Here is a 26,290-nt window from a genome sequence, read left to right on the forward strand (position 1 = left end):
CACATGAAACCACCCCCGGTGGATGTCAGACGATGGGAGGCCGCGATGCCTTTTCGGAAGAAGGCGCCTCAGCAGGCCGAGAAGATCCTGCAGCAGATCAGCCAGGTCCAACACAATCCGGACCGCGAGCGGTTCGAGCTGTGGGTGGCCGGCGACCTGGTCGGCGTCCTCGGCTACCACGCCGAGCACGAGGCGGACGGCGACGTGGTCACGATCCTGCACACCGTCCTCTATGACGAGTACACCGGACACGGCCTCGCGACACGGCTGACCGGCAGTGCCGTCGACTACGTGCAAGAGACGGGTGCCCGGCTGCGCCCGGTCTGCACCTTCACGCGCCACTACTTGGAAAGTCATCCGAGTCATGTGCGCTTGGCCGCGGTTTAGCCGCGCCGTTGGGATCGGAGTGATTCCAGGGGTCGCCAAGTAGGTTAGGTTACGCTAACCTTCAATCCATGATCACCGCTGTTGCACCATCCCCGTCCCGCGGGTGGCAGGGCGCTGTCCTGAAGTTGTTGCGCGCCGACGACTTCCAGCTGACCGTCACCGGCGTGGACAAGATCACCGACCATTACCTTCGGGTGCACTTCGCCGACGGCGGCCTGTTGGCGCGCCACGACGTGCACCCCACCATGTGGGTCCGACTCTGGTTCGAGCAGGGTGACCGGCGCTATCAGCGCGCCTTCACCCTCGTCGACCCCGACCCGCCGACCGGGACGTTCGCCGTCGAATTCGCCATCCACGACGGGCCTGCGGCGGGGTGGGCGCAATCGGCCTTCGTCGGCGAGGAGGTCCAGGCGACCGTGATGGGCTCGCATTTCGCCCTGCCCGATCGCGATCCCGACGGATGGCTCATCGCCGGCGACGCCTCGTCGTTGGCGGCGGTCAACTCGCTGCTCGGTGCCATCGCCGCCTCTGACTCGCCGGACGTGCCGGTGACGATCTGGATGGAATACCAGCACGACGACGAGTTCACCCTTCCGCTGCGGGCGCGCGAGCACCACCGGGTCGAATGGGTTCACCGCGGGGAGACGGGGACGGCAATCGTCGAGATGATCGCCGCCGAGGCCTTCGACGCGACCGGATACCAGGGATGGGTCGCCACCGAGACGAAGTCCACTCGCGCGATCACCGCCCTGTTGCGCACGCGCTACCGCCTCGGCCGCAGCGGCGTGGTGTCCCAGCCGCACTGGATCGACGGTCCGTCGATAGTGCGGTCGGGCCGTATCTGACTCACCGGTAAGCTAGCCGGATGCTCGACGTATCCGGCGCCGGCGAAAGCCTGCGCAACCTCTGGTCCCTGACCCTCGGCGACGGCATTGCGCCGCGCCACAGCACCGAGCACGTCGTCGTCGCCACCGGGGGGCATCGCACGGTCCGCCGCTATGCCGACGACGAGCAGGTGCGCGCCGCGCGGGCGGCCGGCCGTGCGCCGGTCCTGTTGGTCCCGCCGATCGCCGCCCCGGCCAGTTGCTACGACCTGTCTCCCGAACATTCGGTGGTCGCCCACCTGCGCGACACCGGGCGCGTGCCCTACGTCGTCGATTTCGGCACCATCTCCCGCGCCGACCGCGGGATGGGGTTCCCCGACTTCATCGCCGACATCATCCCGTCGGCGATCGACACCGCGCTCGCCGACTACGACGACGAGGGTGGACAGGTCGACCTCTACGGGTGGAGCCTCGGCGGAACGCTGTCGTTGTTGACCGCGGCGGCGGCCGAGGACCGGTCGATCCGCAGTGTCGTCACCGTCGCCACACCCCTGGATTACAACCGCCTGCCGGGCTATCCGCTGGCGCGCACCTTGGCCAAGCCCACCGGCGGCGCCGGCACCACGGCGCTGCTGCGGTTGCTCGGCGGGATCCCGGCACCGCTGGTCCAGGTCGCCTACCGCGCGACGTCGTGGGACCGCGAACTCAAGAAGCCGTGGTTCGTGGCGACGCATTTGGCCGAGACCGAGACCCTCAAACGCATGGAGGCGATCGACCGGTTCCAGCGCGATTTCCCCGGCTATCCGGGCCGCCTGGTGGAGCAGATGTGGATCACCATCATCCTGCGCGACCAGTTGGCCGCCGGCGTGCTCGACTTCGACGGCCTCACCGTGGATCTGCACGGCATCGACGTGCCGGTGCAACTCTTCGGCAGCCACCGCGACGCGCTGTGCAGTTGGGGGGCCGCCCACCACGGGGTGGAGTTGCTGAGCGGTTCGCCGCTCGTCAAGTTCACGACCGTCGAGTCCAGCCATCTCGGCCTGCTCGCCGGCCCGGACGCCGTGGCGCACACCTGGCCGACGGTCGACGATTTCCTCAACTCGGTCGACGGCCTCGTCGACGCGCGGTCGTCGCGCGTCTGAGCTGCGGCGACTTTCCGGAAAGCCTATGCGAATCGCCGCGCATTAGTTAGAGTGACGCATCACTACTATTAATTGGGGGGTTTCACCATGTGGATCTACATCGCCGTCGCCATCGTTGCCATCGCGCTTCTTGCCGGTGCGGGGGTCCTGCTGTTGAAGGTGCTGGCGTCAGGGAAGGTCGGTCCGAATCGATTCGCGCTAACCGCGCCGACTGACGCGCGCCGATTTCTTGACCGCGGGGCGGCGTGGGCGGTCACCGCGGAGGTCGAGGTTCCGCGGAACGTTTCCGTCGCGTGGAAGCAGGCGCTCAACGGTCCGTTGATCGGGTTGGCTCCGCTGTACTCGGGGCCGAGCGTCGACGGCGCGACGCGGACATATCGCGGCGTGGTGGCAATGACGACATCGGTCGTGGATATTGTGGGCAATCAGACGATGGTGGCCGTGGGGACCGGGGTTTCGGTCCCGTTTGTCGTCAAACACATTGCCGAGGAAGTGGTGGTGACCGCGCGGGGTGCCGACACTTCGGTGGTCGCCTACACGGTCGCCGTCCACCCCCGGTTCATCGGCTTCCTGCCGCTGCGTTGGACTGCCGTGTTCGTGCGGCCGTTCCTCGCTTTTGCGCTGCGGCGAGCATTCTGAACAGCGAAAGCTGACTCCGGTGCGGACCGTACGATAGGGGTCGATTCCGACGAAGGGGTGCCGAGTGGCGAAGGACGAGCCAATATCCCGACCGACGCGCGGACGAGTTCGGCGAGGGTCCAAGGTGACTGGCGTCGTTGCCCGGCAGGCCGGTCGGGGAATGGTCAATGCGGCGATGGCGCCACTGCGGGGCCCAGAGAAAGCTGCGGCGGCCCGTGATGCGGCCCTTCTCAAGCTCGCCGACGATATCGCGATCACGGCCGGCGGGATGCGCGGCGCGGCACACAAACTCGGCCAAGTGATCGGTGTCGTCGGCCTGGGGATCGGGAACCCCGAGACCCGGGCCGAGTTCTCCCGGCGCCTCTCGCCGTTGTTCGATTCTGCGCCACGGTGGGACGACGACATCATGCGGGCGGCGTTGCGGCGCTCGCTGGGGGACCGGTACGGCCGGATCATCGAACTCGACGGTCCCGTCGCGGCAGCATCGATCGGCCAGGTCTATCGCGGCGTGCTGAGCGATGGGCGAGTCGTTGCGATCAAGGTCAAGTACCCCGACGTCGACCGCATGGTCCGTGCGGACCTGAAGAATCTGCGCATGTTGGTGCGCGCCGTTGGTCGCCAGATGCCGGCGGCCAACGCCGAGAGGATCGTCGCGGAGGTGATCCGGCAGATCTCCCGGGAACTGGACTTTGCCGGTGAAATGGCCGATCAGCGCAAGTTTGCCCAGCGTTACGGCGGCCATCCGGCATTCGTCGTCCCCGACGTCGTCGATGAGTTGTGTACCGATGAGGTCCTGGTTTCAGAGTGGCTCGAGGCCGCGTCATTCGACGAGGCGTGCGGATTCGACCAGGGGCGGCGGGACCGTATCGGCGAAATCGTCTACCGCTTCTACTGCGGCGAGATGTATCGGACGGGGAGCTTCGTCGCCGATCCGCATCCGGGCAATGTTCTTGTCCTCCCCGACGGGCGGGTCGGGTTCGTCGACTATGGCCTCTGTATCGAGTTGAGTATCGGGGAGTTGGCGCTGGAGCGGAGCGTGTTTGTCGCGCTGCTCCAAGGGGACATCGACACCGCCTATCGCTTGGCCCGGGAGACCGGATTCATCGTCGACGAGGGTCGCAGCTCGGCGGCGGAGTTCGCCTCCTATGTCGACGACGTGGTGGGGTGGCACCTGCGTGGCGAGGAGCGTCGAATCGACGGTGATCTGGCGTCGAAGTCGGCTGCGGCCGCCCTGCTGTTGCGGGGCGACCATGCCAACGCGATGGCCGGTCAGGCGCTGATCGAAGCGCATGCTTTCGGCCGGCGGAACGAACTGGCGACCTGTGCGCTACTCGGCCGTCTGGAGGCTACCGCGCCGTGGTCGGCGCTCGCCCGCGAGGCCTTGGGGACGGCCGGTCCGGCGACGGCCCTCGGCGAGGAAATAGCCGCCTGGCTGCGGAAGCAATAGTCCCGGCGCGACCGTCGCGCCGTTCCTTGTCGGCGTTAGTTTGCATTTAACAGACTGAGGTGTCAGTCTTGCTATATAGTGTGATCCGGGTAACCAAAGGAGAACCGATGACCGTGTCAGGCCGCGCGCCGGTGGCGCCACCTCGAGCCGTCGCCTACGAGGCGCACACCAGCGCTTTCGGGCGGCTGGCCGCGATGGGCAGTCGAGCCTTCGTCAAACCGGTGATTGGACTGTGGGCGCGCCTACCGAGGCTTCCGTGGCCCTACCGGCTTCTCGATCAACTCGCAGTACTCCTTCCCGCCGTGCGCGGAACCGTGCGCCACAGGGTGGACCTGCGCCACTGCCGGGCCGAGGCCATGGCCCCCGCGGGTTCCACTGCGCCGGTCGAAGCGGGCGCGATCCTCTACCTTCACGGCGGGGCCTTCGTCGTCGGCGGCATTCGTAGCCATCGACGGTTGGTCTCGAGACTCGTCCGTCTCACCGGGATCCCGTCACTTGCCGTGGACTATCGCAAGCTCCCCGCGAACCCGGTGAGCGCGGCGGTCGAGGATGCGATGGACGGATTGCACTACCTGATTGACAGCGGCATCCCCATCGAATCGATCGCGGTCGTCGGTGATTCGGCCGGCGGGTTCCTGGCAGTGACGGTTGCCGTGGAGGCGCGCCGCCGCGGTCTCGGCCAGGTTGCGGGTGTGGGACTCTTCTCGCCGATCATCGACCTGGAGCCGACCAGCAAGCTGGTCGCGATCCAGGCCGACGGCACCGCTCCCGATCCGCTCTTCCCCCGTGCCGCGCTCGACGCCCTGTGGGGTTTGGTGCAGCGGACGGAGGCAGACGACCAGGCCTGTGAGGCGTTGCGGTCAATCGCGACGGCTGGGCCGGAGGAACTGGGGACGTTGCCCCCGATTCATGTGCAGGTTGGGAGCGGTGAGCTGTTGCGACCCGATACCGACCGCCTGTTGGCCGCCTGCGCGGCTGGCGGTGGGACCGCGACGGTCGAGGTATTCGCCAATCAGATCCACGTCTTTCAGGCGGGCGCGGACGTGATTCCGGAGGCCCGCCGGGCACTGGCGTCCATGGCCGGGCACATCGTCGTGACGATCAGTAAGGCCGGTGATAAGGCCGCATGACGACCATGGGGGTGATGCTCGAGCGAGCCGACGGCTATGTGCGCCGTGTCGTGTTCGACTCGATGGCGACGTTCGGCCGCTCGATCCAACTGGCGGTGGCGGTCGCCGTCTTCGGTGCCATCGACGTGCTCCGGGGCCGGTTCCCCTACCGTGATTTCCTCTCCCAGACGTGGTTCATCATCACCGTGACCGCGGTGCCGACCGTCCTGGTCTCGGTCCCCTTCGGGGTGATCGTCTCCGCTCAGGTGGGCAGTCTCACCCAACAAGTCGGCGCCACCTCGGTCTCTGGCGCGGCCGGTGGACTCGGAATCATTCAACAAGGCGCCCCGATGGTCTCTGCTCTACTCCTCGGCGGGGCGGCGGGCGCGGCGGTTGCTTCCGATCTGGGGGCGAGGGTCCTGCGCGAAGAAGTAGATGCACTCCGCGCGATGGGCATCGATCCGATCCGTCGTCTCGTGGTGCCGCGGATCGCCGCCATGGTCGTGGTCGCGCCGCTGATCTGCTTCCTGACGATCATCATGGGTTTGTCCACCGGCTTCGGCATCGCCGTCGTCGTCCAGGATGTTGCGCCCGGTTCCTACGTGTCGTCTTTCGCGGCCTTCACCAGCTTCGCCGACATCGGGATAGCGGTCGCCAAGTCGATCCTGTTCGCCTTGGTCGTCGCGGTGGTCGCGTGTCAACGCGGCATGGAAACCAAGCATGGCGCCATCGCCGTGGCGAACTCTGTCAATGCCGCGGTAGTGATCGGCGTCGTGGCCGCATTCGCGTTGAACCTCGCGATCACGCAGTTGACCACTATGTTCTTCCCCCAACGGATTTTGTGAGGCCGGTGAGATGACACCGTCAAACTACCGGACGCGCGGCCTGCAGGCTGCCGCGCCGATCGTGGCGGGCCCGTCCACGGCACTCGCCATGATCGGCCACCAGTTGTACTTCGTCGCTGCCGCACTCCGTGCGGTCCCGGTTGCACTCGCCCGCTACCAGGCGCAGATCCTGGGTCACATCGGATCGATCACGTTCGGCAACGGGTCGATCATCGTCGGCGGCGGCATGCTCGGCGTCCTCGTCGTACTGGGCGCGGCCGTCGGGGGAACGGTCGGGATTCAGGGGTTCGCCCTTCTCGACATGGTGAATATGGGGCCGTTGACCGGCTTCGTCTCCGGCTACGCGACCACGCGCGAATTGGGCCCGATGATTGTCGCCGTCGGATTCGCCGCACAGGTCGGTTGTCGAATCACCGCCGAGGTCGGCGCGATGCGCATCTCGGAGGAGATTGACGCGTTGGAGGCGACCGCGGTTGCCCCGATGCCGTTCGTCGTCTCATCCCGAATCGTGGCCTCGGTGGTCACGATCATCCCGTTGCACTTGCTCACACTCTCGGTCGCGTACCTGTCGTGCCGGATCGTGGTCAGCGTCGTCCACGGACAACCGATGGGCACATATGAGCACTACTTCACCGTGTTCGTCTCGTCCGGCGACCTCGTCTATTCGACTATCAAGGTCGTGGTCTTTGTCGTGGCCATCGTCCTCATCCACAGCTATCAGGGCTTTTACGCCTCTGGAGGGCCGGAGGGGGTCGGAGTCGCCGCCGGGCGGGCGATTCGCGCCAGCCTTGTCATCGTCGTGTGCTTGGACATGGTGCTGACCCTGCTTATCTGGGGTTTCGACTCCGGCGTGAGGATCTCGGGGTAGCGATATGCCGTTGTGGAACGACCCTGCGGGGCGTGAGCCGAAGCCCAGAACATTGCGCATGATGGGGTTGGCGGTGGTTGTGGCTGTGACCGTCGCCGGTGGAGTGCTGGCGAAATGGAACAGCGGGGCGTTCAGCGACCGCTTCAACCTCACCATTGTTTCCCCGCGCGTCGGCGACGGTTTGGTTGCCGGTGCCGACGTCAAGTTCCGAGGTTATGTGATCGGCAAGGTGGCCGATCTGCGGGTCGACGGGAACGGTGGTCAACGGATCGTCCTCACCATCAGGCCGGACCATGCTCAAGCCCTGACGACCGCGCTGGAACCCGTCTACTCCGCCTCTAACCTCTTCGCCTCAACGGGAATCGAATTGGTACCGACGGATGAGGTCGGGACGTCACTGGGCAACGACGCGGTCCTGACCATGACGACGACGAGCACCGCGTTGGGGACGATGACGAGTGTCCTCAGCCGGATTGGCAAGCTCTCTGCCCCGTTGGGTGACCCGGCGGTGTTACGGGCCTTGGGAACCCTTATCGATTCCGCAGATCCCTATCTCGAATTCACGCGAGACGTCCTGCCATTGTTGTCCGGCCTCGCCGAGGACCAGAAGACTCCGGTCCGGGAGGTCCTGCGGAACCTCAGCCGGCTAAGCGATGCCATCCGTCCGGCGGTCGCGCCGACCTTGACCATGATCGACCGTTCGCTCGCCTCGTCGAGCTTCCTCGACGAGCCTGACGGCCTGGAGCGCACCTCGGCTGCTGCCCTGGGACTGTCCAAACGGTTGGTGCTGCCGCTCGGTCACATGCTCGGCGGGGCGAATCTCCCGCACTTGCTGAACTGGATCGAAGTCGGTCTGGACTTCGGGCTGCCCATCGTCGTATCGGTCGGCACCATTCCGCATGCCTATTCCAGGCTGACGGAGTTGATCCGCAACACCGGCGACGCCTTCGTCACCCGTGACGACGGATCGGTCCGGCTCCTGGTCACAGTCTTGCTGACCAAGGCGCCGCAGTTGAGCACACCGTTGCTGCGGAAAGAAGTGTCGAGGAGGGGGAGATGAGAAGCGCTCGGCGTTCGCTCGTTTACACAGCGGTCTTCATCGCGGTGATCGCCGCGGCCATGGCGGTGATCGCCCGGACGCTGATCTCGCCGGTCCCGGGGGACAAGATCAGCTATTCGGCAGTCTTTTCCGACGTTTCGGGGCTTTATGAGGGCGATGCGGTCCGCGTCGCCGGCGTTGCGGTGGGGAAGGTGAGGCAGATCGATCTCGATGGCGTGAGCGCGCGGGTCACCTTCACCGTGGTCAGTGACCACCGCCTTGACGACAATGCAGAAGTGGCCGTTCGCTATCAGAACCTGGTCGGTCAGCGGTATCTCGAGATCCTTCGCCGCGACGGGTCCCACGGTCCGCAATCGCCCGGTTCGGTCATCCCGAGTAGTCGGACGGTTCCCTCGTTCGACGTGACTGGGCTCTTCAACGGGATGGCCCCATTGATCGGGGCGATCGACCCGGCGGAGATCAATAGGCTGTCTGAGTCGATGGTCGCGGTCTTGCAGGGTGATCCCCGCGGAGTCGCGCCGGCGTTGGCCGCAATGCAGCGGATCAGCGGACTCGTCGCCAGGCGCGATGTCGTACTGATCACGATGGTAGACAACCTCAACGATCTGGCCGCCCAAATCGGCGGCCGGTCGGGGCAGGTGGCCAAGCTCGTCGACGGGCTCAACGCGACAATCCTTCGGTTCAACGACCGGATTCGCACTGTTCAGCAGTCACTTGACTACGGCGATCGGGTGCTCATGCCATTCGTCGACCTGCTCGAGATGATGCAGGGCAGCTACGACGAGAACTATGGGCCCCTCGATTCCTTACTCAACCGGGTCATTCCGTTTACACCCCAGATCGTCGATGTGTTGTCGGCGATTCCAGGCGTGTTGTCGGCGATCAATGAGGGATCGCGTGCATTCGTCAGCGCGACGTACTCATGTGTCAATGGGCGGCTGGATCTTCCGGTCGTCACCAAAGCCCTCGTCGGGGGACGTGAAGTGGTGGTGTGTCGGTGAAGCAGTTCAGATGGTTGGCGGCTCACGTCGCGGAGCTCCTCGGACAGGGTCGAAACCGAGGGCAGTCGATGATTCGAGCCAACCAACTCGTCATGGGCGGGATTGCGATCGGCATCGTGGTGGTGGTGGCAGCCGCATTGGGAGTGCTGTACCTGCGGCCCATCGGATACGCCCGCTACGAGGCCGATTTGACCAATGCCTCCGGCGTCCGGCCGGGTGACCAGGTGCGTGTCGCAGGGATCCTCGTCGGCAAAGTCGATTCGTTGTCGCTCAACGGGAATCGGGTGCGGATGCGCTTCGCGGTGAAAGACGGCGTGCGGCTCGGTCGCGATACCGGTATGGAGATCAAGCTCCTGACGCCGGTCGGTGGTCGATACATTCAATTGCAGCCCAGGGGGGCGGAACCGTTGGGGCGGCACGTCATCGCTTCGGACCGGGTGGCGGGCACCTATGACCTCGTCTCCCTGATCGAGATGGCGACGCCGAAGGCGGCCGAGCTCGACGGCGCGAAGATGCGATCACTGATTGAAACCATCGAGGAGGGGATGTCGGGTGCGCCGACGGCGATCGGCGACATCCTCGGTTCTACCTCGCAGTTGGCGTCGCGGCTGTCCTCGCGGTCCGACCAATTGGGGCAAGCGCTGCGGGTATCCGACGAATACGTGCGAGCCACGGCCGACGACCGGCAGGTCCTGTTCACCCTGGTCAAGAATCTCGGCAAGATCGGGGTTGAGCTCGGGGTGCGCCATCAACAGGTTCGGCGCGTGTTCAATTTGTTGACCAGGCTGTTCCTCTTCCTCGAGCGACCTATTCTCGCCTACGCGCAGGCCGTCGAACCCTCGGTCGATTCGGTTCTGCAGATGTTGGAGCGACTCGAAGCCAAAGTGAACGGTATGGGCCGGGCCGTCGCGCAGGTCGATCAGGCGTTGGCCGTCGTGAAGCGCATGGTGGGCGACGACGGCATCGCGATCGACCAGTCGCACCGGGTCGTCACCGGAATCCGTATCTGTGTGCCGTCACCGGATCGGCGGTGTTGACCATGGAGTCGCAGACCAGTAGCGCTGTCGCGCGCATGCGGGTGGGTGCAGTCCTCGTCGTCGTGACGGCGTTGGTCGTGGCGGGAGTCGGCCTCAGCTATCGCGTGATGGGTGGCGGTGCGACCCGTCACGTTTGCGTGGACCTTCCCGACGCGGTCGGCCTCTACAAGGGGAACGCGGTCAGTCTGATGGGTTTGACCGTCGGCCGCGTCGTCGCCATCGATCAGCGTGCCGGTGGCGTACGCGCCGATCTGGCCGTCGACGACGCCATTGAGTTGCCGGCCGACGTTGGCGCGGTGGTGATGGACGCGTCGATCGTGGCTGACAGGCGGGTCGAGTTTTCCAAGCCGTACGGCGGTGGACCCGTACTCGCAGCCGACGCGTGCATCCCGCAGAGCCGTACTCGGACACCGCGCGGGGTGACCCAGGCGTTCGCGGCGGTGGACGATTTTCTCAGCGATCTACTTGGCAAGGACGGCGCAGCGATCAGCAAACAGCGCACCGATGACATCGGTCGGTTGGTGGGCGTGGTCGACAAGAACCTCGCCGGCCGTGAGGGCGAGCTGCGGGCGTTGATGCGTGACGCGGTGACCGTCGCGGGTACCCCCAGCGAGACTGATGCCATTATCCGACGCCTCATCGACAACACCGACATCCTCGCGAGTCAGGCGATGACCCGATGGCCAGACCTGTCCAACGTGGTGCGCACGGTGAACGATTCGGTATTGGCGTTCACCGGGTGGGCAGAGGAGTTCAGCGGAACGTTGGACTCGGCGGTCAGGTTCGTGCCGACGGTGGCCAACATCGTGCATCGAATCGGGCACCGCCTCGTGGCGATCATCGAAGTGCTCATGCCGATCGTCCAGGTACTGGCCCCGTTTGCGGCGATGATCGCGCAGTTCTTTGCCAAGATTCCGGGCTTGACCCGGCTGACCGACTATCTCTTCGACCCGGCAACCGGGGCATTCCGGATCAGCTGGACGCCGCCCCGGGTTGCGATGGCGCCGGCGGATGTGGCCGCGTTGTGTGCGACGTTGGGCCGAGCAGGGCGCTGTGCCGCGGAGAATGCGGCACGGTTCGGATTGATCCAGATGATCCTTGGAGGACGTCGATGAGCGCGGGTTGGCGGCGGGCAGTCCTCGCCGTGGTGGTCGCCGCCCTGGTTGCCGGGTGTGATTTAGGGGTGGTCCCCGGAGCGAATCGGGACGACACCTATCGGTTGAACATTGAGTTCTCGAGCGTGTTGAACATCCCGTCCGGTGCGAAGGTCCTCGTCGACGGCGTGCCGGTCGGACGGTTGGCAGGGGTGGCCCTCCGGCGGGACCGTGCGGTGGTGACTATCACCCTCGACCGGAAGCGGTTGCTGCCGGACTCGACGAGGGCTGAGCTTCGCCAGATGACATTGCTCGGCGACTTGTACATCGCCTTAGTCCCGCCGTCGGGGGCCGACGGGCCGATGCTGCGTGACGGCGCCACCATCCCGATCACCCAGACCGAACCGCCGGCCAACGTGGAAACGACGCTGCTGAGCTTGAGCCAATTCATCAACGGAGGGCTTCTTGCGCGGGCGCAGGAGCTTGGCCGCAAAGCTAACGCGGCGCTGCCCGGTCCCGATGAACTGCGCCGACTCTCTGGCAGCGCGGCCCACCAGTTGTCGCAGCTCGGCGACTCCGTCGATCGGATGGACCGGCTGGTGCAGAACGGGTCGGCCATGGTCGGCTCGCTCGCGCGGAATCGAGCCACGGTGGAGCGCACGCTCACGATCGGGCCGGAGCGGTTTGCCGCGATCCAGCAGATGCTCTTGTCCATCATCGAGCTCATCGCCGATCTGCGGGTTCTCACCAAGCCGGGCGGTGATTTGCTCGCCGGACGGACTTATCCCGATCTGAAACGGATGCTTTCGCAGGCGAATCCCTGGTTGATGGAGATTGCGCGGGCCGATACATCGGTGCCGGAGAACCTGACTGCGTTGCGGGACCTTCTGGTCGCCAAGATTCAGCCGTTCCTCCTTGGCCGTGGCCAAGTGGATATCACGCGCATCGATGACACCAAAGGGCGGGCGACGAAGGTCGTCGACCTCCTCCAGGCGATTGGAGTGGTGTGAGTAGCCGTCGGGGCCTCGTGGCCTGCGGGGTGTTGTTTCTCGTCTCGGTCGTGTCGGCGGTCTACCTCGCGCTGGGTGCGTTGGGAATCGACCCGCGTCAACGGACATACGACGTCACCGTCGAGATGGGACAGACCGCGGGGTTGATGGATGATTCGCCCACGACGATGTACGGGATGGTCATTGGGCGGATCCGTGGGATCGAGGTTCATCGGGACGGGGTGCGCGCGCGCGTCGAGATCGACTCCAAGTACCGCGTTCCCGTGGAGTCGCAGGTGATCGTGAGCAACCTGTCGGCGGCTGGCGAGCAGTTCCTCGACTTCCGGCCGCAGTCATCGGCCGCGCCGTATCTGCGCGCCGGCGATCTGGTGCCGCGCAGCCGCATTCGCGAGACGGCGACAGTCGGCCAATTGATGTCCAAGATCGACCGGCTGGGCGAGATGCTCGACCCCGGGGCGATGAACCGGTTTGCCGAGCTGTTGGTGGGTGGCGTTCCTGACGAGGCGACGGTGCGGGGGTTGGCCGACATCGTCGGACTCATGGGTGCCACGGCCCGGGACAAAATCGGTCCGCTGCGGAGCTTGTTCCGTGTTGCACAGGAGCTCGATCGGCGGCTATCGGCGATGGATGCCGCCAGCGCGATCGCGCCGGTAGGAGATTCGATGCGTGACCTCACGCTCGCCATGCCCAAAGTGATGACTTCGCTCAACGGTTACGCGCTGATGTCGAAGCGCACCGACGCGTGGAATGGCAAGGTCGGTCCGTTCATGGATCGCCTGCTCCGGCAGATCAACATCTTCGTCCCAGCACTGGGGCCCTTGGCTGCGGCGCTCGTCCCACTGACCGATCAGTTGCGGGGGATTCGGGTGAATGCCAACGCTTTCACCGATCTCTGGGGTCGCGCTTTCCCAGCGGGCGGCCCGATGCGTGTGCAGTTGCGGGTGAACTGACCGAACGAGGAACACGAGGTGAGGAATGACTATGACGGCTGACGAGATGCCGGTTGGTGAGGACTCCGCCAGCGCCGAACCGACAAACGTCGACGCAGCGGTGAAGCCGGAGCGCAAACCGCCCAAGGCGAAGAGTAAGGCGAAAGCGCAGAAGCTGCGCCTGGACTTGGCGGCGAGCAGGCGGCGGAACGGAGTTCTCGTCCGTGCCGTGGCGGTTCTTTGTGTGGTCTGCGCCGCGCTCGCGATAACTGTCGGTGTGCTCGCAGTGGGGAGGTCGAGCGCGGCCGGCGACCTTGCCGAGGTCAAGCAAGCCTCGGCGCAGAACCGAGAGAAGGTGGATGCCGCGAGGCGGACCGCCGAGGACTACGCGAAGCGGTCATTGACCATCGACTATCGGCAGGCGGCGAAGTACGTCGACGGATTGCGACGTGGAACCACCGACGCATTCGCCAAGAACTTCAGCACCGAGCAGGGCGGTGCCGGGCTCCTCACGCAGGAGCTTCTGCAGCAGTTGCGGATGGTCTCGGAGGGGACGGTCGCCTACACGCATTTCATCGGTGACGCAGACGCGCCGCCAGCGGACGGGCAGCCGTGGAACTTCGTCGTCGTAGCGACTCAGAGCGCAACGACGTCGCAGCAGCCGCAGCGGCAGACGAGTGCAGTGGTGTTACGGGTCGTCGTCGTCAAGGCCGACGGTGGGTGGAAGATCGCCGACTTCGCCCCGGACCCCAAGGTTTCCGGGGGCAACGGCACGACCGTTCCCGGCGCCCGCTAAGTCTTGAAACTGACACATCAGTCCGCTAATCTTATGAACAAGGGTGAATCTGCGCCCCGTAAACCGAAACGACATGTCAGTCTTACTGATGGAGGGAGGCGACGCATGACCGAACCAGATCATCTCGTCGCGATCATCGGAGCCGGTCCCGGAGGAATCTGTGCGTCGGTCCTGCTGCAAGAGAAGGGGATCAACGACTTCGTGATCGTGGACCAAGCGCACGACTTCGGTGGCAGCTGGCGCGATAACCACTATCCGGGTCTTGGGGTCGACGTCCCGGGCTTCACCTATCAGTATTCATTCGCGCGGAACCCCGAGTGGCGTCGGATGTTCCCGATGGGGAAGCAGGTTTGGGAGTACCACTGCACGGTCGCGCGCCGCTATGGGTTGTACGAACACGCCCGCTGGGGTACGCGGGTGGTGAAGGAGGAGTGGGATTCTGATGCCGGCTACTGGCGGCTGCACGTCGCCGATGGATCGCAGATTACCGCCCGATTCGTCATCTCCGCCGTCGGCGCCTACATCCTGGCCAAGGAGGACCCGGGGATTGAGGGCTACCGTGATTTCGCTGGCAAGGTCCTGCGGCCCAACGATTGGGATCACGACTACGACCTGCGGGACAAGCGTGTGGCGGTTATCGGCACCGGGGCCAGCTCAGTCCAGATCACCCCGTCGATAGCGCCGGATGTCCAGGCGCTGGAGGTCTTTCAGCGGACGGCGGTGTGGGCTCTGCCGAAGCCCGACTTCGCACTTCCGAGGCCGGTCGGGAAGGCAATGGCCAGCTCGCCGGTCGGCGCCGGACTCGGTGGGATCGCCAATCTCGTGGTCGAAGGAGCACTGCGTTTGGTGTACCAGACGCCACGACCGCTGTTTCGCCTGGCCGCGCCGCTTTTCGACTCGATCAGCCGCGCGCTCTACCGCTCGTACCTCCGCGTCATCGTGCGCGACGCGGACACCCGGCGCCGCCTGATGCCCGACTATGGGCCGCTGGGCAAGCGTCCGACCCTGTCCAACCGCTTTCTCCAGGCTTTCAACCGGCGCAACGTCTCACTCGTCGATACGCCGATTGAACGTATCGACGCCGAGGGCATTTGGACGACTGATGGTGTGCATCATCGGTTCGACGCGATCGTTCTGGCGACCGGATACCACCTGTTCTCCGACCCGGAAAGCTACGTCGAGGGCACGGTCGTCGGGCGCGATGGGTTCGACCTGGGGATCTTCTACAACGAGCAACGCCTGCAGGCGTACCAGTCAGTCTCGGTGCCCAAGCTGCCCAACCGCTGGATGTTGGTGGGTCCCTATTCGTGGATCGGGACCGGGTGGCATGAACTCGTGGAGATCTCCTCGTCACACGCGGTGAACGTGATCGCCGCGGCAGTGGGCCGGGGGGAGGACGTGGTCGAGGTGTCGCAACAAGCCCACGACGAGTACCACGCGATGATCCGGCGCAACGACGAGAACATCGACTACTACTTCAACACCGTGAACGCGGGCCTGCGGACCTACTACGTGAACTCCGCCGGCGATATGCCCTACATCAGGCCGACGAGCCTGTTCACTGCGCGCAAGCAGAGTCGCGACGTCGACCTGAGTGCGTACACCTTCCGCCGCGTGTCGGAGACCGAAACCGACCGCCCCCAGAAGCCCCGTCAACGTCGCCGTGCTGCCGCGGCAGGAAAGTAGGCCACGGCCATGAGATTCGCCAAGTTTCCGGTCAATGGTTCCGTCGCTTTGGTTACCGGCGGGGCCCGCGGGATCGGCTATGCCATCGCTGACCGACTCTCCCGCGCGGGGGCGCGTGTCGTGATCGCCGATCTCGATGAAGTCGACGCCAAGGAGGCTGCCCAGCGGCTCGGCCGCGGAGCGGTGGGCATCGGACTCGACGTGCGCAGCCGCGACCGCTATGAAGCTGTGGTCGACGAGATCGAGAGCTCGACCGGGCCGATCGACATCGTCGTCAACAACGCCGGCATCATGCCCGTGGGTCCCATCCTCGATGACGGGCCCGGTGTCGCTGCAGCGACCATGGACGTCAACTTTTGGGCCCACCACCATTCGTTCACGATCCTCGCGCCCCGGATGGTCGGCCGAGGGCGTGGGCACTTCATCAACGTCACCTCGGCGGCCGGTGCCATTCATTCGCCGGGGTTGGCGGTGTACGTCGCCAGTAAGCACGCGGCAACCGGCTTTGGCCGCAGTGCCCGCGAAGAGTTGCAGGGGACCGGAGTCACCGTGTCGGTGGTGATGCCATCGGCAGTGCGAACCGAACTCGTCGACGGGATTCCCTTCAAACGCTGGGAGCGTCTGGGGATCGTCTCGCCGACGATGGTCGCGCGGCGGGCGGTAGGCACCCTGCGGCGGCGCCCCGCCGTGGTCGGCGTCCCGACGGGTACCGTCCCGCTGCTCCGGCTCTATCACGTCGTACCCGAATGGGCCTGGCTGCTGGGACGTCGGCTCGTCGGAGCGGATCGGACCCTCGAACCCTATGACAAAGCGGCGCGTGCCGACTATGACGCTCGGATCGAGATCCAGACCATCGAAAGTGGGGCAGGGAAATGGCACTGAAGAAGTCGAAGCGGGTCCAGGCGCAAACCGCCCCCGGATGTGATCATCTGGCCATCATCGTCGGCGCCGGTTTCGGTGGCCTGGGCATGGCCATTGCTCTCAAGCGGCAGGGATTCGACGATTTCGTCGTCCTTGAACGGTCATCCGGGGTTGGGGGGACTTGGTATGCGAATACCTATCCCGACGTCGCGGTCGATGTGCCGGGAATCGTGTACCAGTTCTCGTTCGCGAAGAATCCAGACTGGTCGCGCACCTTCCCCAAGGGGGCCGAAGTGCGTGCCTACATCGAAGATCTCGTCGAAGAATACGATCTGGACCGACATTTGCGACTCAACCACGACATGGTCTCGCGCGAGTGGGACGAGTCGGCGCAACAGTGGAAGGTCGGTCTGGCCGACGGCCGGACCCTGACGGCGAAGTACGTGATCTCGGCGGTCGGCGCCTTCGTGGAGCCGCGGGTCCCCGACATCGCGGGACTCGGCGACTTTGCGGGGAAGGTGATCCAGACGCAGGCCTGGGACCACGATTACGATCTGACGGGCAAGCGCGTCGCAGTGATCGGGACCGGTGCGACATCGGTCCAGTTGGTTCCCGAACTGGCGGAACGCGCCGCCCACCTCGACGTGTACCAGCGCCGTGCCATCTGGGTCTTCGCGAAGCCCGACTTCGCCATCCCCAAAACGGTGCGGACGGCGTTTCGTTACCTACCGGTCCTGCAGAGCTTGATCCGGGGAGTGGTGGCGGCGGCCGTCGAGGTCGGGCTGGTCGGGATCACGGTCTATGGCAAGCAAGTCGCACCGCTGACGCTGGTGCCCAACTGGGCCTGCCGCGCATTTCTCTTCACCCAAGTCCGGGATAAGGAACTGCGGCGGAAGCTGACCCCCTCCTATGGGTTCGGGTGTAAGCGTCCGAGTGTCTCCAACCGCTACTACAAGGCCTACACGAGGGCTAACGTCGATCTGGTCACCGACCCGATCGAGCGGATCACCCCGGCCGGGGTCGCCACCGCTGTCGGCGTCGAGCGGCCCGTTGACGTGCTTGTGTTGGCCACGGGTTTCGAGATGAGTCAGAGCCCCGAGCCTTACCGCAGAAGGCCGGTGCGTGGGCGCGACGGCTTTGACCTTGCCGAGTTTTACGACAAGAACCGCGCGAAGGCCTACGAGGGGGTGTGTATGCCGGGATTGCCCAACCACTTCTTTGTGTTCGGCCCGTTCTCCTGGAGTGGTAGCAGTTGGCACGTCATGGTGGAGAACGCCATGCGGATCGCCACGCGGCTCATTTCCGAAACCGAGCGTCGCGGGGCATCGTCGGTGACGGTGACCGATGCGGCGAACGAGCGGTTCTTCGAATTTATCTCCGCGCGGGGGTCGGATACGTTGATGCACGGTAAAGCGTGTATCAATGCGAACTCGTACTACATCGACAAACACGGGGATTTCGGTTTCCTCCGTCCGACGACGGCCTATCAATCGACGAAGGCCAGCAAGCGAATTCCCATGGAAGACTTTGACTTCCAGTACGGCCCGCGGGTCGAGAATGAACCCGCCGCCCAATTGGAGGTAGTCAAATGACCCGCGTGCGTGCCGTCGGTGATGCCGTCATCACGGTGATCGGCTGGGTGTTGATCGTGTCGGGGTTGCTGCATTTCGCGGTACCGCGACCGTTCCGGGCGATTTCCAAGCCGCTGTTCGGCAAGAAGACCTCCACATACGTCAAGATCAACGGCGCATCGGAGGCGGCGATCGGGCTCGCGCTGACCACCAAGCAAACCCGGGTGGCCGGCCTCGCGGGTCTGGCGGCATACGGGGTGTACCTAGGCGATAGGATCGTCGCTTATGGATGGCGGCGCTTCGGCAACAGACGAGAGCGGTAGCGCCTCGCACTCTCCGACTGCCGCACCGGCTCCGCGCAGGGGCCGACCGGTCTCGGTCGGACTCGCGGAGCGGCGCCGCGAAGAGCTGACGCGGGCGGCCTATGAGGTATTCGTCGAGTATCCGTACGACGACGCCCCCGTCAGCGAGATCGCCCGCCGGGCGGGCGTGGGACAAGGGACCCTCTACCGATATGTCGACGGCAAGCGCGAACTCCTCGACCTGGTGGTCGACTGGTGTGTGGACCGCCTCATGGAGGCCATCGATCCAGAAATGGTTCTGGCGGCGGCGGAGGCCGACGATCCCAGCGCGCTGCAGGTCGTGGTCGACGATATCGGTCGACGGTTGTTCGATCTCATCGACGCCGAGCCCGGGTTGTTGCGCATTCTGACGGTGCAGGGCGGGGCCGTCGACCGCGAACTGCGCTACCGCATCACCGGTATCTACAACACGGTCGATTCGCTGATCGTGCGGGTCTTGACCACGGCGACCGAGAACGGCTGGATGAATCTCGACAACCAGCGGGCTGAGCTCATCGCACGCATCCTTCCGTCGCTGGGCCTCCCCGGTCTGGTGTTGGCCTTGACCCCTTCGGAAGACCAGATGGGAAAACGGGCGGAGTACGTCGGCGCCGCATCACAGATTGCCCGGCACGGGCTTCTCGGGGCGGGACGCGACGATGGCTAGGGCATCCCGGCGCAATGAATTGCTGGACGCGGCCCTCGCCGAGTGGGCGAGCCGCGGCTACGCGGCCATCGGGGTCAAGGAAATCACCGCACGCGCCGAGGTGAGCCACGGCACCTTCTACAACTATTTCGAGAACCGCCGACAGATGCTCGACGTGCTCATCCAGAGGGAGATGGCCGACTATTTGGAGATCCTGTCCGCGTCGGCGCGCGACATCGCGCGCCCGGTGACCGATGATTCTCTTCATGCCGAGATTACCCGCGTCTCGTCGGAGATTCTGCGCCGCGCTCTGCGCGAGACAGACGATTTGGCCTTCATTCTGCTCGACGTCGCAGGAATCGACGACGATGCCCTGCAGGGACAGATCGAACTGTTCCGCGATGCCGGGCGACGCGCTCAGACGATTCTGGCATCGGCTGTTGCCGATGGCGTGATCGACGAGTCGGTCAGTCTGGAGTTCGCCGGCCAGGCATGGATTTCGGCCATTCTCGGTCTGCTTGCGCCGGTAGTCGCCGATGGCAGAGACCTGGGCGACATCGATTCGGTCGCACGAGTTCTTGCCGACGCGCTCCTGCATGGCGTTCCCGTCCCGGTTCCCGACGACGCTGCCTGAGGGCCGCGCCTCGACCGGGTCAGATGGTCGTTTCGCGAACGGCGGTCAGGCCGTTGCGGTGCTCGCGGGGGAGCCCGCGTAGCCCGAACCGGAAGATGGCCTGGAACAGCGGTGCAGTCCACCGCAACGGTAGGCGGCCCAGGAATCGGACGTGCACCGCCATCGTCCAACTCAGCCGCGAGCCGCCCGCGGGCCGCGCGCTGATCCGATAGTCCTCGAACCAGGTGCCAAAGAAGGGCAGGGTGGCGTCGGTGGCCGTATACGCGAGGCGTGCGCTCGGCTCCCAGACGAGTATCTGCTCACGCTGGGCGTAGATCAGCCAGTGGTGGAGGAACATCTGGAAGTCGCGAACCGTGCCGACGGCAACCTCGGCACCGTCGTCGGGATAGCGGCAGCCCCACACGAAGGGCAGCCACGACCACATCCGGTCGGAGGACACGATCGACCACAGGTCGTCGGGGTCGATGTCGGGGAAATCGTAGACGACGTGGGTGCAGAACGGCGCCGTGTCAATCGCTTCGGCGGCGGACTCGAGGGTAACCGGGGCGGTGGCGCGGAACCGGAAGCGGGCGAGGGGCTGCATCAGTTCACCGCGCTCAGGGAAGCCTCGGATTCGGCCGGTGTCGGCCGACCGCTGGTGAAACGGTAATCGGACCGGTCGAACTCGACGCTGCGGCGCCGCGATTGATAAATCGTCCACGGCCGGACATAAACGGATTCTCCCTGCGAGTTGACGAAATAGGTGTTCGAGCCCGCGCAGTGAATGGAGAAGTAGTGGGCGAGATTCTGTCCCCGCTTGACCATGTCGTCGTGGAAGCGCGCTTGCGCCTGTTCGGTGACCTCGACCCGGGTCGCGCCGCGGTCACGCGTTTCGTCCAGCACCGCGGTGATGTGCCGTGTGGCATTCTCCAGGATGTAGTGGAAGGCGGTACCGGTCCAGGAATACGGCCCGACCAGCATCCAGCGGTTGGGCAGACCGGCGACGGCTGTGCTGTGGTACGCGCGCAGGCCGACCGAGTTGTAGTAGCGGCCCAGGTCGAACCCGTTGTGGCCCACCACCGTTCCCTCTCGGTAGGTTTCCGGATCGGAGAACATCTCGTATCCGGTGGCGAGGACGAGCGCATCGATCGGTCGGCGCACCCCGTCAGCGGTGACCACTGCGTCGGGCTCGATGTGGTCGATCCCAGTGGTGTGTAGTGCGACATTGTCGCGGTTGAAAACCGAGAGATAGCCGCCCCCCAGGGTGCCGCGCGTACAGCCCGGTCCATAGGACGGGTCGAGTTTGCGGCGGGTTTCCCGATCCTTGACGCACAGTCTCAGCCACAGGCGGTAGAGCGCGTGTCCGGCGCGGTCGAAGGTGTTGGCGGCCGGCGCGAACAGCCAGCGCGGGGTGTAGATCAACACCCGCAATCCGAGTTCCATCACGGCGAGGATGGCTTCGTGGAGCCATCCGGCCAGGCGAGGGAGGCCCAGTGCGCGCTGCAACCATCGGGGGGTCGCGAAGTCTGGCTTGGGGAAGTACCACTGGGGGGTGCGCTGGTAGATATCCAGGTGCTCGACCTGTTCGGCGAGCGCCGGGGCGATCTGAACCGCACTGGACCCGACGCCGATCACGGCGACGCGTTTGCCGGCGAAGTCGTAGTCGTGATCCCACCCCGAGGGGATCACGACCTTCCCCTCGAAGGTCGACAGGCCTTCGATGTCCGGCTTGTCCTTGGGGTTGATGTAGGCGCCGACGGCACTGAGGACGAATCGTGCGGTGATCGTCTGTCCGGTGGCGGTGTGCAGTTCCCAGTGGTGGTTGTGCTCGTCCCACTGCTCGCGAACGACTTCGGTGCCGAAGATTGTCTTGGCATCCAGGCCTGCGTCTTTCGCCAGGCCGACGTGGTAGTCCTGGATCTCGTCGCCCTTGGCGAAGAAGTGGCTCCAGTCGTTCTTGGGGGCGAATGAGAATTGGTAGGCGAGGAACGGCAGGTCGGCGCCGACGTTCGGGTACGTGTTGGCCCGCCAGGTGCCCCCCAGGTCGTCTGCCCGCTCGATCAGGACGAAGTCGTCGATGCCGATTTCTTGCAACTTGATTCCGGCGCAGATCCCGCCTGCTCCGGCTCCGATGATTGCGACCTCGACGTCGGTGGTGCGCGGCGTAGTGTCTCCCATGGTGGGACCTCTCGTTGAATGGCAGTCGATCCGTTCCAGTAAACTATAGACTGACGCATCAGTTCAACTAATTCCAAGGGATTCGCGTTATCGACGACCATTCCCACCGAGACTCTGCGCTGGTAGCGTCGGCCGTCGACAGACTGATGTATCAGTTCAGACATTGGAAGGGGGAACCGTGGCGAGATCTTCTGTGCCCCGGCGCCTGTGGGCGGCCCGTAAAGACCTCGCACGCGCGGCGGTGACGGGGGTGGCGACGTCGGCCCACCTGGCGTCGGTCGATCCGGCGGGCAAGGTCATCGTGATCACCGGCGGATCGTCGGGGATCGGCGCGGCGTGTGCGCGGCGGTTCGTTCGGGCCGGGGCGACCGTCGTGCTGATCGCGCGAGGCGAGGACCAGTTGAAGCAGACCGCGGCCGACATCGCCGCGGAGTTCGATGCCGACGACCGCGTGCGCTGGTACGCGGGGGATGTCACCGACGAGGAGCGCATGCGGGCGATCGTCGACGAGGTGCTGGCCGCCGACGGCCGGATCGACGTGCTGGTGAACAATGCCGGTCGGTCCATCCGGCGCGGAGCGGTCAACGCGGTCAATCGATCTCACGATTACCGCCGGACGATCGAGGCGAACTACCTGGGCGCGGTGACTTGCACGCTGGCCGTGTTGCCGGGGATGGTCGACCGCCGCCACGGGCGCATCGTCAACGTGTCGAGCATCAGCACCCAGGTGTTCAGCCCGCGCTACAGCGCGTATGTGGCGAGCAAGGCGGCCCTCGACGCGTTCGGCGAGGTGCTCTCGGGCGAGATCGCCGGCAAAGGCGTGACCATCACGTCGGTCAAGGTGCCGCTCACCCGTACGCCGATGATCGAACCGTCGCGCAAGGTGCAGCCGGCGCCGACGATCAGTCCGGAGCAGGCGGCGTCGCTGATCGAACGCGCGGTGCGACACGGGCGGCCGACCGTCTCCACCACGGCGGGGCGCATCGGCGGCAGCCTGACCTCGGTCTTCCCCGGATGGTCGCGCGTGGCGCGCCAAATCGAATACCTGGCGATGCCGGAGTCGGCGGCCGCGGTCGCGCAACCGCATGATCAGCGGAGGTCGAGAACCACCGGGGCGTGATCGCTGGCCCCGGGGGCCTTGCGGGCGGCCTTGTCGACCTCGGCGCCGAACACGCGGTCGTTCAGTGCCGGGGAGCACTGGATGAAATCGATCTTCATCCCTTGGTTCCGGGGGAAGCGCAGTTGCTGGTAATCCCAGAACGTAAAGGTCTTCGCCGCATCGAGGTAGGGGGCGGCGGCGTCGCGGTAGCCGGCATCGCCGAAGGAGGCGAAGGCGTCCCGCTCGGCGTCGGTGACATGGGTCTTGCCGACGAACTCGGCCGGGTCCCACACGTCGGCGTCGGTCGGCGCCACGTTCCAGTCGCCGGCCAGGGCGATCTGCGCGGCCGGGTCGTGCGCCAGCCACAGCGCGGCCCGGTCGCGCAATGCGGCGAGCCAGGCGAGCTTGTAGGCGAAATGCGGGTCGTCGGGCGTCCGACCGTTGGGCACGTACAGGCTCCACACCCGAACCCCGTCGCATACCGCCGACAGGGCGCGCGCCTCGACTTCGCCGCCGAAGGCCGGCTGTCCCTCGAACCCGTACTCCACCTCGGCCAATCCGACACGCGAGGCGATCGCCACGCCGTTGTAGGCCCCCGACCCCATGGACGCAACGTCGTACCCGGCGGCGAGGAAACTCATCACCGGAAAGCCGTCATCGGTGCACTTCGTCTCCTGGATGGCCAGGACGTCGATGTCGGCGGCCTGCGCCCAGCCGACCACCGCCTCGGATCGGGCACGGATCGAATTGACGTTCCACGTCGCCAGACGCATGGCTACCGCACCGCCACCAACTCGGCGCCCGCCGCCGACCAGATCCGGGCGGCGTCGGCGGCCTGATCGGCCGTGGCCACCAGCAGGACGCCGAACTGCCGGTCCGGGGCGTACTCGCCGGCGTAGAAGGCCATCGAGTCGACGAACCACGCCAGCTCGCCGGGCGCGCGGTCGAGCAGTGCGCCGGGCGAGGTGATCTCGGTCAGGTAGCCGCGCCGGGTGTCGGGCAGATCGCCCATGCAGTCGTCGAAGGCGTCTTTGTTCCTGCCGAAGTGAGCCGGGAAGTCCCACGTCGTGGCCATCGTCCGGTACAGCGCGGGCAGGGTCCGCGCGTCGCGCCCGTCCACCCGTCGGACCGCGCACCCGGCCGGCCCGGCGGCGGTCGCGCTCACACGGTCCACCACCCGCAACCCGATGGCCGATCCGCCGGTCGCGGTCGCGGCGAGGAACTCGTCGAGGCCGATGTCATTGCTGCTCACTTGTTGGGCCCCCGGATCTGGTGGAAGGTGCGGTAGTGGTCGAGCGTGTACCACGCCGAACCGTCGGCGCCGGTGATGATCCGTTCGGCATCCCGGCTGCGCCCGGGCTGTTTCGGGTTGACGTCCCACTCCCGGTACCGGGCTCGCGCGCCGGTGGAATCGGTGCGGGGGAGCTGGCCCTCGTTGTTGCGGAACGTGCGCCCGCCTTGGGTGCCCGGCGCGTTCGCCGCCGATGGCCACCGCCCGTCATCGATGAACGACAGGGTGCGCAGGACGTGGGCGGGTGCGGCGGAGCTCGCGGTGCCGGGCTGTCGCGGGTTGTCCGGATCGGGGCCGCTCCCGGAGCCGCCGAACAACCACACCAGGCCGACGACGAGCACGGTGGCGGCGACGCCGACGGCGAACCAGGTCGCGGCAGCTGTGTTCTTGGAGCGCATCGGGGTCGAGATTAGCCCAGCCGCCGGTAGGCCACGCGGTGGTGCAGCCGGAATCCGTCGGCGCGCAGGGCGATACCGGTGTCGGTGTCCTGCGCGGCGACGGTGACGATGTCCGACTCGGTCCCGTCGTCGGCAACCCGGATGAGCCGATGGAACTCGCCGCCGATCGGCGTTCCGGCCGTGGCGTCGGTGACCAGCCGCTCCGGCAGTTCGACGATCGTCGGCAGGTGGTGTGCGGTGAACCAGCTCTCCACCGCGCCCACGGTGGTCGAGTCCAGGCGCGCCCCCATGCGCGCGGGCACCGCGGTGTTGGCCGGGACGCCGCCCTCCTCGGCGGCGCCGGCCCGCACCAACCAGCCCTGTACCTCGTCGGTGACGGGGGCTGCCACGGCGCGCAGGGCGACGTCGCGGATCTCGTTGTTGCGGACCGCGCGGTACGAGAGCAGTCGGATCGAGGTGACCAGATCTGCCGGCACCCGCACCAGGTCGGCGGGGGTGAGGGCGGCGGGGGCCACCCGGGTCAGGACCAGGGGATCACCGGCGTCGACCACGACGCCGGTGACATCGGAGAGGGTGGCGTCGGTGGCACCGCGCCAGTCGCCGGGGGCGCCGGGCGCCAACCGGTAGCGCACCACGACCCGGTCGCCGACGAACACCCGGTCTCCGGTGGACATGGCGGCCGGTCAGTCGACGATGTCGTCGTGGCCGAAGGGGTCGGCGACCTCGCCGGGCATCCAGGTGAGGCCCGGGGTGCCCCAGCCGTTGCGCTTGACGGCCTTCTTCGCCGCCCGCGCGTTGCGGCCGACGAGGACGTCGACGTAGAGGAAGCCGTCGAGGTGTCCGGTCTCGTGCTGCAGCATGCGGGCGAAGAAACCGTTGCCCTCGATCTCCACCTTGTCGCCGTTGCGGTCCACGCCGGTGACGCGCGCCCAGTCGGCCCGGCCGGTCGGAAACTGCTCGCCGGGAACCGACAGGCAGCCCTCGTCATTGTCGTCGGGGTCGGGCATCGTCTCGGGAACCGCGGAGGTCTCCAGGACGGGGTTGATGACCTCGCCGCGGCGGCGCTTGGCGGCGCGGGACTCGCCGTCGGGGCAGTCGTAGACGAACATGCGCTTGCCGACGCCGACCTGGTTGGCCGCCAGGCCGACCCCGTTGGCCGCGTCCATCGTGTCGTACATGTCGTCGAGCAGTGCGATGTCGTCGGCGCCGGGACGGCCGTCGGCGTCGAGGGCGACCGGCGTCGTCGGCTCGTGCAGCACCGGTTCGCCAATGATGCAGATGGGAAGAATCGCCATGCCGATTAGATTACGCAGTGGGGTTGGGCGACCGGCAAACACGGCGCGTCACGATGCGGATCAGACGCGCAGGCGTGGTTAGATAACTACCGAGTCACACCGACGGCACGGACCGATCGGCGG

General features: G+C 66.0%; 29 protein-coding genes. 22 read left to right on the forward strand and 7 right to left on the reverse strand.

Going from position 1 to position 26,290, the window contains the following annotated elements; genetic code table 11:
• Positions 1-45 precede the first annotated feature (45 nt).
• The 21 genes from nbrcactino_RS03350 to nbrcactino_RS03450 all read left to right on the forward strand — a co-directional run bounded on the left by nbrcactino_RS03350 (position 46) and on the right by nbrcactino_RS03450 (position 19,927).
• Entirely contained in the window at positions 46-387 is a 342-nt protein-coding gene (locus nbrcactino_RS03350; RefSeq protein ID WP_371864471.1) for a GNAT family N-acetyltransferase, read from the forward strand.
• 68 nt (positions 388-455) lie between these two features.
• The gene (locus nbrcactino_RS03355) at positions 456-1,232 is read left to right on the forward strand and encodes a siderophore-interacting protein (RefSeq protein ID WP_161926073.1); all 777 of its coding nucleotides are present in this window, start codon (positions 456-458) and stop codon (positions 1,230-1,232) included.
• Between the two features lie 20 nt (positions 1,233-1,252).
• The gene (locus tag nbrcactino_RS03360) at positions 1,253-2,353 is read left to right on the forward strand and encodes a polyhydroxyalkanoate synthase family protein (RefSeq protein ID WP_161926074.1); all 1,101 of its coding nucleotides are present in this window, start codon (positions 1,253-1,255) and stop codon (positions 2,351-2,353) included.
• 87 nt (positions 2,354-2,440) lie between these two features.
• Entirely contained in the window at positions 2,441-2,992 is a 552-nt protein-coding gene (locus nbrcactino_RS03365) for a hypothetical protein (RefSeq protein ID WP_161926075.1), read from the forward strand.
• Between the two features lie 124 nt (positions 2,993-3,116).
• On the forward strand, positions 3,117-4,439 hold the full coding sequence (locus nbrcactino_RS03370) for an ABC1 kinase family protein (protein ID WP_228460656.1): 1,323 nt from the start codon (positions 3,117-3,119) through the stop codon (positions 4,437-4,439).
• A 107-nt stretch (positions 4,440-4,546) separates the two neighbouring features.
• Positions 4,547-5,569: an alpha/beta hydrolase fold domain-containing protein gene (locus nbrcactino_RS03375; protein WP_161926076.1), complete on the forward strand. Its 1,023-nt coding sequence runs from the start codon at positions 4,547-4,549 to the stop codon at positions 5,567-5,569.
• Positions 5,566-6,393, forward strand: coding sequence for an MlaE family ABC transporter permease (locus nbrcactino_RS03380; protein ID WP_371864472.1), 828 nt, complete (start codon positions 5,566-5,568; stop codon positions 6,391-6,393). Before nbrcactino_RS03375 ends, nbrcactino_RS03380 begins: the two co-directional genes overlap by 4 nt.
• A 10-nt stretch (positions 6,394-6,403) precedes the next feature.
• Positions 6,404-7,261: an ABC transporter permease gene (locus tag nbrcactino_RS03385; protein ID WP_161926077.1), complete on the forward strand. Its 858-nt coding sequence runs from the start codon at positions 6,404-6,406 to the stop codon at positions 7,259-7,261.
• A 58-nt stretch (positions 7,262-7,319) separates the two neighbouring features.
• Entirely contained in the window at positions 7,320-8,321 is a 1,002-nt protein-coding gene (locus tag nbrcactino_RS03390; RefSeq protein ID WP_228460657.1) for an MlaD family protein, read from the forward strand.
• A complete protein-coding gene (locus nbrcactino_RS03395) occupies positions 8,318-9,322 on the forward strand; it encodes an MCE family protein (protein WP_161926079.1) in 1,005 nt (334 codons plus the stop codon). Before nbrcactino_RS03390 ends, nbrcactino_RS03395 begins: the two co-directional genes overlap by 4 nt.
• A gap of 92 nt (positions 9,323-9,414) precedes the next feature.
• A complete protein-coding gene (locus nbrcactino_RS03400; RefSeq protein ID WP_228460809.1) occupies positions 9,415-10,359 on the forward strand; it encodes an MlaD family protein in 945 nt (314 codons plus the stop codon).
• Between the two features lie 35 nt (positions 10,360-10,394).
• On the forward strand, positions 10,395-11,474 hold the full coding sequence (locus nbrcactino_RS03405; RefSeq protein WP_228460810.1) for an MlaD family protein: 1,080 nt from the start codon (positions 10,395-10,397) through the stop codon (positions 11,472-11,474).
• Between the two features lie 29 nt (positions 11,475-11,503).
• Positions 11,504-12,463: an MlaD family protein gene (locus nbrcactino_RS03410; protein ID WP_228460658.1), complete on the forward strand. Its 960-nt coding sequence runs from the start codon at positions 11,504-11,506 to the stop codon at positions 12,461-12,463.
• A 50-nt stretch (positions 12,464-12,513) separates the two neighbouring features.
• A complete protein-coding gene (locus nbrcactino_RS03415) occupies positions 12,514-13,413 on the forward strand; it encodes an MlaD family protein (protein WP_228460659.1) in 900 nt (299 codons plus the stop codon).
• Between the two features lie 25 nt (positions 13,414-13,438).
• Positions 13,439-14,188 (forward strand): hypothetical protein, encoded by a 750-nt coding sequence (locus nbrcactino_RS03420; RefSeq protein ID WP_161926084.1) that lies wholly within the window; start codon positions 13,439-13,441, stop codon positions 14,186-14,188.
• Positions 14,189-14,293: 105 nt separating this feature from the next.
• A complete protein-coding gene (locus nbrcactino_RS03425; protein WP_161927570.1) occupies positions 14,294-15,874 on the forward strand; it encodes a flavin-containing monooxygenase in 1,581 nt (526 codons plus the stop codon).
• Positions 15,875-15,883: 9 nt separating this feature from the next.
• Positions 15,884-16,756 carry an SDR family NAD(P)-dependent oxidoreductase gene (locus nbrcactino_RS03430; protein ID WP_161926085.1) on the forward strand — a complete coding sequence of 291 codons (873 nt, stop codon included), beginning with the start codon at positions 15,884-15,886 and terminating at the stop codon, positions 16,754-16,756.
• Positions 16,747-18,327: a flavin-containing monooxygenase gene (locus nbrcactino_RS03435; RefSeq protein ID WP_161926086.1), complete on the forward strand. Its 1,581-nt coding sequence runs from the start codon at positions 16,747-16,749 to the stop codon at positions 18,325-18,327. Before nbrcactino_RS03430 ends, nbrcactino_RS03435 begins: the two co-directional genes overlap by 10 nt.
• On the forward strand, positions 18,324-18,629 hold the full coding sequence (locus tag nbrcactino_RS03440; protein WP_161926087.1) for a DoxX-related protein: 306 nt from the start codon (positions 18,324-18,326) through the stop codon (positions 18,627-18,629). The genes nbrcactino_RS03435 and nbrcactino_RS03440 overlap by 4 nt, the downstream gene beginning before the upstream one ends.
• Entirely contained in the window at positions 18,592-19,314 is a 723-nt protein-coding gene (locus nbrcactino_RS03445) for a TetR/AcrR family transcriptional regulator (RefSeq protein ID WP_161926088.1), read from the forward strand. The genes nbrcactino_RS03440 and nbrcactino_RS03445 overlap by 38 nt, the downstream gene beginning before the upstream one ends.
• On the forward strand, positions 19,307-19,927 hold the full coding sequence (locus nbrcactino_RS03450; protein WP_161926089.1) for a TetR/AcrR family transcriptional regulator: 621 nt from the start codon (positions 19,307-19,309) through the stop codon (positions 19,925-19,927). The genes nbrcactino_RS03445 and nbrcactino_RS03450 overlap by 8 nt, the downstream gene beginning before the upstream one ends.
• Positions 19,928-19,946: 19 nt before the next feature.
• Here the strand turns inward: nbrcactino_RS03450 and nbrcactino_RS03455 are convergent, their stop codons facing one another.
• Both nbrcactino_RS03455 and nbrcactino_RS03460 read right to left on the reverse strand, forming a co-directional pair.
• On the reverse strand, positions 19,947-20,510 hold the full coding sequence (locus nbrcactino_RS03455) for an SRPBCC family protein (protein WP_161926090.1): 564 nt from the start codon (positions 20,508-20,510) through the stop codon (positions 19,947-19,949).
• Positions 20,510-22,084 carry a flavin-containing monooxygenase gene (locus nbrcactino_RS03460; RefSeq protein WP_161926091.1) on the reverse strand — a complete coding sequence of 525 codons (1,575 nt, stop codon included), beginning with the start codon at positions 22,082-22,084 and terminating at the stop codon, positions 20,510-20,512. Before nbrcactino_RS03460 ends, nbrcactino_RS03455 begins: the two co-directional genes overlap by 1 nt.
• A 178-nt stretch (positions 22,085-22,262) precedes the next feature.
• Here nbrcactino_RS03460 and nbrcactino_RS03465 point away from each other — a divergent pair, with 178 nt between their 5' ends.
• Positions 22,263-23,204 carry an SDR family NAD(P)-dependent oxidoreductase gene (locus tag nbrcactino_RS03465; RefSeq protein ID WP_161926092.1) on the forward strand — a complete coding sequence of 314 codons (942 nt, stop codon included), beginning with the start codon at positions 22,263-22,265 and terminating at the stop codon, positions 23,202-23,204.
• Here the strand turns inward: nbrcactino_RS03465 and nbrcactino_RS03470 are convergent.
• From nbrcactino_RS03470 to nbrcactino_RS03490, 5 genes are read right to left on the reverse strand one after another with little or no spacing between them, the layout of a single operon-like run.
• Positions 23,174-23,956 (reverse strand): exodeoxyribonuclease III, encoded by a 783-nt coding sequence (locus tag nbrcactino_RS03470; protein WP_161926093.1) that lies wholly within the window; start codon positions 23,954-23,956, stop codon positions 23,174-23,176. The genes nbrcactino_RS03465 and nbrcactino_RS03470 overlap by 31 nt on opposite strands.
• A 2-nt stretch (positions 23,957-23,958) precedes the next feature.
• Complete coding sequence (locus nbrcactino_RS18090; RefSeq protein ID WP_228460660.1) at positions 23,959-24,435, reverse strand: barstar family protein; 477 nt, start codon at positions 24,433-24,435, stop codon at positions 23,959-23,961.
• A complete protein-coding gene (locus tag nbrcactino_RS03480; RefSeq protein ID WP_161926094.1) occupies positions 24,432-24,872 on the reverse strand; it encodes a guanyl-specific ribonuclease in 441 nt (146 codons plus the stop codon). The genes nbrcactino_RS18090 and nbrcactino_RS03480 overlap by 4 nt, the downstream gene beginning before the upstream one ends.
• An 11-nt stretch (positions 24,873-24,883) precedes the next feature.
• Entirely contained in the window at positions 24,884-25,546 is a 663-nt protein-coding gene (locus tag nbrcactino_RS03485; RefSeq protein WP_161926095.1) for a GNAT family N-acetyltransferase, cg3035/Rv0428c family, read from the reverse strand.
• Between the two features lie 9 nt (positions 25,547-25,555).
• Entirely contained in the window at positions 25,556-26,167 is a 612-nt protein-coding gene (locus tag nbrcactino_RS03490; RefSeq protein WP_161926096.1) for a peptide deformylase, read from the reverse strand.
• Between the last annotated feature and the right edge of the window lie 123 nt (positions 26,168-26,290).

The sequence above is a fragment of the Gordonia crocea genome (assembly GCF_009932435.1).
Lineage (GTDB): Bacteria > Actinomycetota > Actinomycetes > Mycobacteriales > Mycobacteriaceae > Gordonia > Gordonia crocea.